Annotated in this window: 9 protein-coding genes; 8 read left to right on the forward strand and 1 reads right to left on the reverse strand. The window is 72.4% G+C overall.

Annotated elements, in window-relative coordinates:
* Positions 1-22 precede the first annotated feature (22 nt).
* The 8 genes from ACFY1H_RS09765 (at position 23) to ACFY1H_RS09800 (ending at position 9,665) form a co-directional block, all read left to right on the forward strand.
* Complete coding sequence (locus tag ACFY1H_RS09765; protein WP_366581944.1) at positions 23-1,600, forward strand: amino acid permease; 1,578 nt, start codon at positions 23-25, stop codon at positions 1,598-1,600.
* Positions 1,601-1,614: 14 nt separating this feature from the next.
* The gene (gene betA, locus ACFY1H_RS09770) at positions 1,615-3,273 is read left to right on the forward strand and encodes a choline dehydrogenase (RefSeq protein ID WP_386945790.1); all 1,659 of its coding nucleotides are present in this window, start codon (positions 1,615-1,617) and stop codon (positions 3,271-3,273) included.
* 205 nt (positions 3,274-3,478) lie between these two features.
* Positions 3,479-3,796 carry a bifunctional 3-phenylpropionate/cinnamic acid dioxygenase ferredoxin subunit gene (locus ACFY1H_RS09775; RefSeq protein ID WP_386945792.1) on the forward strand — a complete coding sequence of 106 codons (318 nt, stop codon included), beginning with the start codon at positions 3,479-3,481 and terminating at the stop codon, positions 3,794-3,796.
* Entirely contained in the window at positions 3,793-4,965 is a 1,173-nt protein-coding gene (locus ACFY1H_RS09780; RefSeq protein ID WP_366581941.1) for an FAD-dependent oxidoreductase, read from the forward strand. The genes ACFY1H_RS09775 and ACFY1H_RS09780 overlap by 4 nt, the downstream gene beginning before the upstream one ends.
* Positions 4,966-4,974: 9 nt before the next feature.
* The gene (locus tag ACFY1H_RS09785; protein WP_366581940.1) at positions 4,975-5,841 is read left to right on the forward strand and encodes a LysR family transcriptional regulator; all 867 of its coding nucleotides are present in this window, start codon (positions 4,975-4,977) and stop codon (positions 5,839-5,841) included.
* A 112-nt stretch (positions 5,842-5,953) separates the two neighbouring features.
* Positions 5,954-8,311 carry an arylsulfatase gene (locus tag ACFY1H_RS09790; protein ID WP_386945794.1) on the forward strand — a complete coding sequence of 786 codons (2,358 nt, stop codon included), beginning with the start codon at positions 5,954-5,956 and terminating at the stop codon, positions 8,309-8,311.
* Positions 8,312-8,397: 86 nt separating this feature from the next.
* On the forward strand, positions 8,398-8,802 hold the full coding sequence (locus ACFY1H_RS09795; RefSeq protein WP_386945796.1) for a GntR family transcriptional regulator: 405 nt from the start codon (positions 8,398-8,400) through the stop codon (positions 8,800-8,802).
* A complete protein-coding gene (locus ACFY1H_RS09800; protein WP_386945798.1) occupies positions 8,799-9,665 on the forward strand; it encodes an ABC transporter ATP-binding protein in 867 nt (288 codons plus the stop codon). The genes ACFY1H_RS09795 and ACFY1H_RS09800 overlap by 4 nt, the downstream gene beginning before the upstream one ends.
* A 786-nt stretch (positions 9,666-10,451) precedes the next feature.
* Here the strand turns inward: ACFY1H_RS09800 and ACFY1H_RS09805 are convergent.
* On the reverse strand, positions 10,452-11,099 hold the full coding sequence (locus tag ACFY1H_RS09805) for an AAA family ATPase (RefSeq protein ID WP_366581937.1): 648 nt from the start codon (positions 11,097-11,099) through the stop codon (positions 10,452-10,454).
* Positions 11,100-11,103: the final 4 nt, after the last annotated feature.

Below are 11,103 nucleotides of genomic sequence, written 5' to 3' on the forward strand. Positions count from 1 at the left end.
CCACCTTCGAGGACGACGAACCATGACCACACGATCCAAGCCGGCGGGCGGGGGGTCCGCCGGGGACCACTCCGACAGCTCCGAGCTCGCCAAGTTCGGCTACCGCCAGGAGCTCGAGCGTTCCCTCGGCTCCTTCTCCAGCTTCGCCGCCGGGTTCAGCTACATCTCGATCATGACCGGCGTGTTCCAGCTGTTCTTCTTCGGCTTCGGCTCGGGCGGCCCGGCCTTCATCTGGACCTGGCCGCTCGTGTTCATCGGCCAGCTGGCCGTGGCGCTGTGCTTCGCCGAGCTGGCCGGGCAGTTCCCGCTCGCCGGTTCGGTGTACCAGTGGGCCAAGCAGATCGCGAAACCCGCGACGTCGTGGCTCGCGGGCTGGATCATGATCATCGGCGCGATCGTGACCGCCGCGGCCGTCGCGGTCGCGTACCAGATCATCCTGCCGCAGGTCTCCACCGCGTTCCAGATCGTCGGCAGCGACTCCGACGCCGGCCTCACCTCCACGCCCGGCGGCGCGCAGAACGCGATCATCCTCGCGCTCGTGCTCGTGGTGTTCGCGACGATCGTGAACATCATCGGCGTGAAGCTGATGGCGAAGATCAACAACTTCGGCGTGGCGGTGGAGCTCGGCGCGAGCGTCCTGCTGATCATCGCGCTCGCCGTGCACATCAAGCGCGGCCCCGGCCTGGTGTTCGACACCCACGGCACCGGCGACGGCCAGTCGCTCGGGTACCTCGGCGCGTTCCTGGTCGCGTCGCTGATGAGCGCGTATGTGTTCTACGGCTTCGACACCGCGGGCTCGCTCGCCGAGGAGACCACGCAGCCGCGCAAGCACGCGCCCCGGGCCATCATCCGCGCGATCACGGCCGCCTTCATCGTGGGCGGGCTGATGATGCTCGTCGGCATGATGGCCGTCGGCGACCTCAACGCCGAGGAGCTCTCCACGTCCGGCATGCCGTACCTGCTCAAGAGCACGCTCGGCACCGGCCTCGGCGACGCGTTCCTGATCTGCTCGGCCATCGCGATCACCGTGTGCTGCCTGGCCGTGCAGACCGCCGCGATCCGCATGACGTTCGCGATGGCGCGCGACGGGCGGCTGCCGTTCAGCAAGGCGCTGGCGAAGGTGTCGCCGCGCTCGAAGACGCCGATCCTCCCGGCGCTGATCACCGGCGGGCTCACCGTGGTGGTGCTGCTGATCAATCTCGGCAACCAGCGCGCGTTCTTCGTGCTCACCTCGACGGCGATCATCCTGTTCTACATCCCCTACCTGATGGTCACCGGCCCGATGCTGGTGCGCCGCCTGCGCGGGCAGTGGCCGCGGCCGGGCCACGGCCCGTACTTCAAGCTCGGCCGCTGGGGCACGCTCGTGAACTTCGTCGCGGTCCTCTACGGCGCGGGCATGACGATCAACCTGATCTGGCCGCGGGCCGAGGTCTACGGCGACGACCACTGGTACTTCCAGTGGGGCGCGGTGCTCATCACGGGGCTGATCGTGCTCGTGGGCGGGGTCCTGCTGTGGGTGCGCCGCAGGCACTGGGCGGCCGCGCACACGAGCCCCGAACACCAGCCGGACACCCCGGCGCCCGGTTCCGTGACCGGCTGAGAGAAGGAGGAGACATGAGTACCGAGACCTACGACTTCGTCATCGTCGGCGGCGGGTCCGCGGGCTGCGCGCTCGCCAACCGCCTCTCCGCCGACCCCGCGACGAAGGTGCTGGTTCTCGAAGCCGGCCGCGAAGACGCGAAGTGGGACGTGTTCATCCACATGCCCGCCGCGCTGACGTTCCCCATCGGCAGCAAGTACTACGACTGGGGCTACCGCAGCGAACCCGAGCCGCACATGAACCGGCGGCGGATCTACCACGCGCGCGGCAAGGTGCTCGGCGGGTCCAGCAGCATCAACGGGATGATCTTCCAGCGCGGCAACCCGCTCGACTACGAGCGCTGGGCGGGTGACCCGGGGATGTCCAAATGGGACTACGCCCACTGCCTGCCGTACTTCCGCCGCATGGAGAACTGCCTCGCCGACGCGCCGGACGGGCCGTGGCGTGGCCACGACGGCCCGCTCGAGCTGGAACGCGGCCCGGCCACGAACCCGTTGTTCGAGGCCTTCTTCGACGCCGCGGTGCAGGCGGGCTACCCGCGCACCGACGACGTGAACGGCTTCCGGCAGGAGGGTTTCGCCGCCTTCGACCGCAACGTCCGCAAAGGACGGCGCCTCTCGGCCGCCCGCGCGTACCTGCACCCGGTGCTGCACCGCAAGAACCTCACGGTGAAGACCCGTGCGTTCGTGTCGCAGATCCTCTTCGACGGCACCCGCGCGATCGGCGTCGAGTACGCCCAGGGCCGCGGCGCGCCGGGTGAGGTGTACGGCAAGGAGATCATCCTGTGCGGCGGCGCGATCAACACGCCGCAGCTGCTGCAGCTCTCCGGTGTCGGCAGCGCAGCCGAGCTGGAGAAGCTGGGCGTCGACGTGGTGCGCGACGTGCCGGGCGTCGGCGAGAACCTGCAGGACCACCTCGAGGTCTACATCCAGTACGCGTGCAAGCAGCCCGTGTCGATGCAGCCTTCGCTCGCGAAGTGGAAGCGGCCGTGGATCGGCGCGCAGTGGCTGTTCCTGCGCTCGGGACCGGCCGCCACCAACCACTTCGAAGGCGGCGGGTTCGTCCGCAGCAACGACGAGGTGGCCTACCCCAACCTGATGTTCCACTTCCTGCCCATCGCCATCCGCTACGACGGCTCGGTGCCGGCGGGCGGGCACGGCTACCAGGTGCACGTCGGGCCGATGTACGCCGACACCCGAGGATCGGTGAAGATCACCTCCACCGATCCGCGCGAGCACCCGGCGCTGCGGTTCAACTACTTGTCCACGGAGAACGACCGCCGCGAGTGGGTGGAGGCCGTGCGGGTGGCCCGCAAGATCCTCAACCAGAGCGCGCTCGACCCGTTCAACGGCGGCGAGATCTCGCCCGGACCCGCGGTGGAGACCGACGAGGAGATCCTCGACTGGGTCGCCAAGGACGCCGAGACCGCGCTGCACCCCTCGTGCACCGCGAAGATGGGCGTGGACGAGCTGTCCGTGGTGGACCCGGGCAGCATGCGCGTGCACGGCACCGAGGGCCTGCGGGTGGTCGACGCGTCGGTGCTGCCCTACATCCCCAACGGCAACATCTACGCGCCGGTGATGATGACCGCCGAGAAGTCCGCGGACCTGATCCTCGGCAACACCCCGCTCGCGCCGATCAAGCAGCCCTTCTACCGCCACAGTCCCGCGTAACCGCCGGCCGGCCGGACCCGTGCGCTTCCGCGGCGCACGGGTCTCTGGCGTGTCTGCGGACAGGCCACAAAATCCGTCCCGATCGGACCCCGGGCACCCCTTGACGACGCCCCGCCCGCGCACTCAGACTTGTTGCGTATCGCGTTCCGCGTTCCCTCATACGCAACAGTCAAACCACCCACCCCAGCTCCTCCCGGAGGCCCAGATGCTGCGCGCGTGCACAGTGGACGAACTGCCCCCCGGCGAATCCGTGCGGATCGCGGGGCCCGAGCCGATCGCGGTGTTCAACGCCGACGGCGAGCTCTACGCGATCGGCGACACGTGCAGCCACCAGGACGCGTCTCTCGCCGACGGCTGGCTCGAAGGCTGCTTCGTCGAATGCCCGCTGCACGCGGCGCTGTTCGACCTGCGGACGGGGATGCCGTCGTGCCTGCCCGCGAAGCAGCCGGTGCGCACCTACGAGGTGCTCGTCGACAGTGGCGTGATCTACGTACAGGCGGAGCGCGCCGAGGACGCCGCGTGAAGAGCGTCGCGATCGTCGGCGCTTCGCTCGCCGGGGCGCGAGCCGCGCAGGAGCTGCGCGCGCAGGGGTTCGACGGCCGTGTCGTGCTCGTCGGGGCCGAACCGCACCTGCCCTACGACCGGCCGCCGCTGTCGAAGGCCTTCCTCGCCGGCACCGCCGAGCGCGAGTCGCTGGAGCTCCTCGACGCCGACGACACCGGGTCGCTGGAGCTGCGGCTGGGCACCCGGGCTGAACGGCTCGACGCCGCCGGCGGCCGGCTCGTGCTCTCCGACGGCGCCGACCTGGCCGTGGACGGCGTCGTGCTCGCCACCGGTGGCCGCGCGCGGGCGCTGCCCGGCACGGAAGGCGTCGCCTGCGTCCACGTGCTGCGGACACTGGACGACGCACTCGCCCTGCGCGCGGAACTGGTGCCGGGCGCGCGGGTGGTGATCGTGGGCGCCGGGTTCATCGGGGCGGAGGTCGCGTCGACCTGCCGCTCGCTCGGTCTCGACGTCACCGTGCTCGAAGCGCTGGCCACACCGCTCGAACGCGCGCTGGGGCCGCGGCTGGCCGAGGTGTGCTCGCGCCTGCACGACCGTCACGGCACGGTCCTGCGCTGCGGCGCCGCCGTCGACGAGCTGGTCACCGCGGGCGGGCGCGTGACCGGTGTCCGGCTCGTGGGCGGGGAGGAGCTGCCGGCCGACGTGGTCGTCGTCGGGATCGGCATGGTGCCCGCGACCGAGTGGCTGGCCGGTTCGGGCCTGGAGGTGGGCAACGGCGTGCACGTCTCGAGCGGGCTGGTCACCGCGTTGCCCAACGTGGTGGCGATCGGCGACGTCGCGGCGTACACCTCCGCCGAGAGCGGGCGGCGGCACCGCCACGAGCACTGGACCAACGCGAGCGAGCAGGCGGGCGTCGCCGTCGCGAACCTGCTCGCCGGCGCCACCACGCGGCACTACGCGCCGAGCGGCTACGTCTGGTCGGACCAGTACGAGGGCACCCTGCAGCTCGCCGGGCACCCCGAGCCCGGCGACGAGGTCGTGTTCACCGAGGGCGGCCCCGACGACCCCGCGTTCGTGGCGACCTACCAGCGCAACGGCGTGACGGTCGGGGTCTTCGCCCTCAACAGTGCCAAGCAGTTCACGCGGTTGCGGCGCCAGGCCTTGCGGCGGCCCGCCCCCGTGGCCTGAACTGCGGGGATGGAACGCCGCCAGCTTCAGTACTTCCTCGCCGTCGTCGACCACGGCGGCTTCACCAACGCGGCCCGGCGGCTGCACCTCGCGCAGCCGTCGCTCTCGCACGCCGTGCGCACGCTGGAAAAGGAGCTCGGCGGGCTGCTGTTCCACCGCCTGCCCCACGGCGCCACGCTGACCCCGGCCGGCGCGGCGCTCGTCGCCCCGGCGCGGCAGATCCTGCGCGACCTGCGCACGGCCGACGCGTCCGTGCGCGAGGTCCTCGGGCTCGGCGGCGGGACGCTGGACCTCGCGTCGCAGACCACGCTCGCCGTCGACCCGCTCGCGAAGCTGCTCGGCCGGTTCCGCGCGGCACACCCCAAGGTCCTCGTGCGCGTGCGGGCGCCGGAGACGGGCTCGGACGTGGTCAACCGGGTCCGAAATGGACAGAGCGAGGTCGGACTCGTCGAGTCCGGAGCCGAAACGCCCGGGCTCGCCGGGCTCGACCTCGCCGAGCAGGAGGTGCTCGCCGTGCTGCCCGCCGACTCGCCGGTGCGCGACGTGCTGCCGGTGACCGAGCTGGCCGCGCTGGACCTGGTGACCACCCCACCCGGCACGGCCACGCGGTGGATCGTGGAGGAAGCGCTGCGCGGCACGGCCGAGCCCCGGGTCGTCGTGGAGACCGAGCACCGCGCCATGATCGTGCCCCTCGTGCTGGCCGGGGCCGGCGCGGCGCTGCTCCCCCGCGCGATGGCCGACGACGCCCGCCGCCAGGGCGCGGTCACCGTGCCGCTGGACCCGCCGTTGCTGCGGCGCGGCCGGATGGTCTGGCGCGCCGGGCCGCTCTCCCCCGCCGCGGAACGGTTTCTGGCCCTGGCCGGCCCGACCCCATAAAGATCGCCTCTCGGCCTGATCGGATTCCGGTCTGGGCCACCCCCGTCCGGAGCCTGGCCGCCGGGGTGCGGCGCTGTGAAGCTCGGTGGCGTCCACTTCGGAAGGAGCCTTCATGTCCGCGTTCCCCGCCGGGCGTCACGTTCTGCCGCGCCCGGACGTCCCCGTGACCGCGTCCACGGCACTCGACGTGCGCGAGCAACGCGGGCAGGGAACACCGATCGGGCCGGTGCCCCCACCGGCGGGCGCGCCGAACGTCGTGCTCGTGCTGGCCGACGACCTGGGCTTCGGCACGTCGAGCGCGTTCGGCGGTCCGTGCACCATGCCGACGGCCGACCGGCTCGCGGCCGGCGGGCTGCGCTACACCCGCTTCCACGTCACCGCGCTGTGTTCACCGACCCGCCAGGCGCTGCTGACCGGGCGCAACCACCACTCCGTCGGCATGGGCGGCACCACGGAGATGGCGACTTCCGCGCCGGGCTACCACGGCTTTCGCCCGCGCAGTGCCGCGACGCTGGCGCAGATCCTGCAGGGCAACGGGTACAGCACCGCCGCGTTCGGCAAGTGGCACCAGACGCCGCCGCGCGAGATCAGCGCGGTCGGCCCCTTCGACCGCTGGCCGACCGGCGAGGGGTTCGACACCTTCTACGGCTTCCTGGGCGCGGAGATGAACCACTGGTACCCGTTGCTGTATCAGGGAACCACGCCGGTCGAGCCGGACCGGCGACCGGAGGACGGCTACCACCTCACCGAGGACCTCGTCGACCACGCCGTCGACTGGGTGCGCACGCAGCGCACGCTCACGCCCGACCGCCCGTTCTTCACCTACCTCGCCCTCGGCGCCGCCCACGCGCCGCTGCACGTCGGCCGCGAATGGCGCGAACGCCGGCGCGGCCGGTTCGACCACGGCTGGGACCGGCAACGGGAGCTCACGCTGGCGCGGCAGAAAGAGCTCGGCGTGGTGCCCGAGGGCGCCGAACTCGCGCCCTGGGCCGAAGGCGTGCCACGGTGGGCCGAGCTCGACGACACCCGCCGGCGGCTGGCCGCGCGGTTCATGGAGACGTTCGCCGGGTTCGTCGAGCACGCCGACACGCAGGTGGGCCGGTTCGTCGCCGCGCTCGAAGAGCTCGGCGAACTCGACAACACGCTGTTCCTCTACCTGCTCGGCGACAACGGCGCGTCGGGCGAAGGCGGCATCGAGGGCACGCTCGTGGAACACCGGCTGGGCCACGGCCTCGTGGACGACCCGGAGGAGATGATCCGCCACCTCGACGAGATCGGGGACCCGAGCACCTACCCGATCGCGCCGGCCGGCTGGGCGCTGGCGCTGAACACGCCGTACCAGTGGACGAAACAGGTCGCCTCGCACCTCGGCGGCACCCGCGACGGGCTGATCGTGCACTGGCCCGCGGGCGGCGCCGAGGCCGGCGGGCTGCGCCACCAGTACGGCCACGTGATCGACGTGCTGCCCACGATCCTCGACTGCGCGGGCATCCCCGCGCCCCACAGCGTGGACGGCGTGCAGCAGCAACCGATCGAGGGCGTCAGCCTGCGCGAGACGATCACCGACGCCGCCGTGCCCGAACGCCACCACACGCAGTACTACGAGATGTGCGGCAACCGCGGGATCTACCACGAAGGCTGGACCGCGGTGACGCGCCACGGCGTCCCGTGGGAGATGGTGGCGACGAACCGGCGGCCGTTCTCCGACGACGTCTGGGAGCTCTACGACCTCACTCGCGATCCGAGCCAGGCCCACGATCTCGCCGCCGACCACCCTGCGAAACTGCGGGAACTGCAGGACCTTTTCCTCGTGGAAGCGGCGAAACACCAGGTCTTCCCGCTCGACGACCGCGTCACCGAACGCGAGAACCCCGTGCCGGCCGGCCGGCTCGACCTGCTCGGCGCGCGGACGTCGGTGACCTACCGCGGCGGGATGCGGCGTTTCACCGAGGAGACCACCCCGAACGTCAAGAACCGCTCCCACGTCGTCACCGCCGACGTGGAACTCGCCGGCGCGCCCGCGTCCGGCGTCGTGATCGCGCAGGGCGGCCGCTTCGGCGGCTGGGCGCTGTACTTCACCGACGGGCGCCCGGTCTACGTCTACAACTACTTCGGCCTCCAGCACTTCACCGCCGCCGCGACCGACCCGCTCGCCCCGGGCCGGCACGAACTGCGCCTCGAATTCACCTACGACGGCGGCGGACCCGGCCTCGGCGGGGAAGCCGTGCTCACCGCCGACGGCGAGAAGCTCGCCGCGGCCCGCGTGGAGCGCACGATCGCGTACTACTTCTCCTTCGACGAGACGCTCGACGTGGGTGTCGACCTCGGCACGCCGGTGTCCGAGGCCTACGCCGCCGGGACCACCGCGTTCACCGGGCTCGTGCACACGGTCCGGATCGACCTCGGTCCGGCCGCCGAAGGCGCGGAATCCGACGGTGGCCTGCAGCGACGGATCCTGGGCGCCCAGTGACCACCCCCGGATGATCAGGGCTCTGACCGGCCGTTAACCTAGTTCCCTAGTCAATTGGGGTAACGGAGACAGAGGGAACGGACGCGGTGTTCGAGTTCCGGTTCGAGAGTGGTTCGGGGGTGCCCCCGTACCTGCAGCTGGTGCGACAGGTCGAGCACGCCGTGCGGCTCGGTGAGCTCAAGCGGGGCGACCGGCTGCCGACGGTCAAGGAGGTCGCGCGGCAGCTCGTGATCAACCCGAACACCGTGCAGAAGGCGTACCGCGAGCTCGACCACCGCGGCATCGTGCGCGGCCGGCCCGGGATGGGCACGTTCGTCGCGCGCGACGACCCGGCGGGCGTGTCGCCCGAACGGCAGGCGCAGCTGCGCGCCGGGTTCGAGCGGTGGATCAACGAAGCCCGCGCGTCGGGCCTGACCGTCGCCGACGTCGAGGCCCTCGTCTCGTCCGTGCTCCTGCGCATCGGAAAACGTTCCGGGAAGGGGAACGAGTGAGCACAGCGGCGATCGCGACCCACGGCCTGGGCCGGCGCTACGGTCGCACCTGGGGGCTTCGGGACTGCACACTCGAAATCGGCGAGGGTCGCGTGGTCGGCCTCGTCGGGCCCAACGGTGCGGGGAAGTCGACCCTGCTGAACCTCCTGGCCGGGCTCCTGCGGCCCTCGGCCGGGGACCTCGAGCTGTTCGGCCGCCCGGTGAAGCCGGGCGAGCCGTCCGACGGCGTCGCGTACCTCGACCAGCGGCATTCGCTCTACGAGTCGTTCCGCGTGCGCGAGATGCTCGAAGCCGCCCGCCGCCTCAACCGGCGCTGGGACCACCGCGCCGCGCTCGACCGGGTGCGCGAGCTGGGCATTCCGCTGCGGCGCCGGGTCGGCGAGCTCTCCGGGGGCCAGCGGGCGCAGGTGGCGCTGAGCGTCGCCCTCGCGCGGCGCCCGGAGCTGCTGGTGCTCGACGAACCCGTCGCGAGCCTCGACCCGCTCGCCCGCCGCGACCTCATGGGCAGCCTCATGGCGGCGAAGGCCGACCACGACTGCACGGTGGTGCTGTCCTCGCACGTGGTGTCCGAGCTGGAGCGGCTGTGCGACCACCTCGTGGTGCTCGACCACGGCCGGGTGGTGCTGTCCGGTGACGTCGACGACCTCATGGCCGAGCACGCGCGGCTCACCGGCCCGGCGTCCACTGTGGACGAGATCCGCGGTCTCGCATTGTCCGTCGAACGCCGGGGCGAGGCGGCCACGCTGCTCTTCCGCGGGCCGCGGCCGGAGCTTCCCCCCGGCTGGCGCGCCGAGCCGGTGTCACTGGAAGACCTCGTGCTGCACCACCTCGCGGCCGGGCAGCCGAAGGAGGCCGTGGCGTGATCTGGGTTTCGTGGCGGCAGGACCGCGCCCGCCTGCTGGGCCTCGCCGTCCTGTTCGTCGTCCTGGCCGCGGGTTACGTGGCGATGGGCGCCGGCATGCGGGGCTCGCTGTCCACAGTGGACCTGCCCGGCTGCTTCTCCGGCGCGCCGGACCCGCGGTGCGGCGACTGGCCGGCGCTGATCGCCTTCGTGCACAACTACGCGCAGCTGCTGCTCACGCTCCTGCCCGCCGCGCTCGGCATGTTCCTCGGCGCGCCCGTCGTGGCCACGGAGCTGGAGCACCACACGTTCCGGTTCACCTGGACGCAGTCGGTGACCCGCGGCCGGTGGCTGGGCTCGAAGCTGCTGCTGGGCGGCGCGTTCTCCGTGGCCTACGGGCTCGTCTTCGCCGCCGCGTACGCGTGGTGGCACGCGCCGGCCACGCGGTTCGACGGCTGGTTCCCGACCTTCGACTTCGGGCTCGTCTCGTTTCCGGCGACCTGCCTGTTCGGGTACGCGCTCGGCGTGGCGGGCGGTGCGGTGTTCCGGCGGACGCTCGCCGGCGCGGCCGTCGCACTGGTCGGTTTCCTGCCGGTGATCGTGGTCGTGAAGAACCTCGTGCGCCCGCGGCTGCTCTCCCCCGTGCTCACCGAACAGATCCACTTCGGCGACCTCGCCGTCGGCACGCAGGTGTTCCGCGACACCGCCGGCAAGATCCACGGGTACGACGAAACCCTCGCCCTGGCCGGGATCCCGCGGCCCCCGATCCCGGGGATGGAGCCGGTCGGCCGGCTGGCCGCGGCCGGGTTCACCCGGCTGTACCCCGTGCAGCCGGCCGGACGGTTCTGGACGTTGCAGCTGTGCGAGGCGGGTCTGTTCGTGCTGCTGGCCGCGCTGTGCGTGGCGGTGGCGTTCTGGTGGGTCCGCCGGCGCCTGGCCTGAGCACGGCGTGCGACGCGGCGGAGCGGGTGAGCACCTGGGCACTGCCGAAGCCCGGGGGCACCCGCCCCGCACGCAGCTCCTCCCGCACGACGCGGGCCCTCGCGACGTGCCGGGCGAACGAGCGGCCGCGCACGATCCGGGCCCGGCTGTGCTGCCCGGCCAGCGCCTCCTCGGCGGTCGCGTCGAGCCACAGCAGCCGCGCCGGACGGCGGGTGCCCCGGGCCACCAGCCCGAGCCACCGCCGCGTCGAGGCGCGGGTGGCAGGCTCGTGCACGACCAGCGGCCCGCGCCGCAGCGCCGCGAACAGCACGATCCGCGCGCGGTGGCACACGTGCACCACCGGCCGGTAGAGCCGGTACGGCACGGCGGCGGGCAGCACGGCGCCGAGGCGGCCGCGGACCTGGTCCGAATCGAGCACGCGCAGGGAGCCGGCGGCGTGCCGCAGCAGGGTCGTCTTGCCCGCGCCGGGCAGTCCCGCCACCACGAGCAGGTCGCGGCTCCCGAGCTCGATCACCGTG

Source organism: Amycolatopsis sp. NPDC001319, from assembly GCF_042896185.1.
Taxonomy (GTDB): Bacteria; Actinomycetota; Actinomycetes; order Mycobacteriales; family Pseudonocardiaceae; genus Amycolatopsis.

What these genes read in the sequence shown, in the direction of transcription:
- ACFY1H_RS09785 (WP_366581940.1), top strand. Translation starts at nt 4,975, where the DNA reads ATGGAACGCCGCCAGCTTCAGTACTTCCTCGCCGTCGTCGACCACGGC.
- betA (WP_386945790.1), top strand. Translation starts at nt 1,615, where the DNA reads ATGAGTACCGAGACCTACGACTTCGTCATCGTCGGCGGCGGGTCCGCG.
- ACFY1H_RS09765 (WP_366581944.1), top strand. Translation starts at nt 23, where the DNA reads ATGACCACACGATCCAAGCCGGCGGGCGGGGGGTCCGCCGGGGACCAC.
- ACFY1H_RS09775 (WP_386945792.1), top strand. Translation starts at nt 3,479, where the DNA reads ATGCTGCGCGCGTGCACAGTGGACGAACTGCCCCCCGGCGAATCCGTG.
- ACFY1H_RS09790 (WP_386945794.1), top strand. Translation starts at nt 5,954, where the DNA reads ATGTCCGCGTTCCCCGCCGGGCGTCACGTTCTGCCGCGCCCGGACGTC.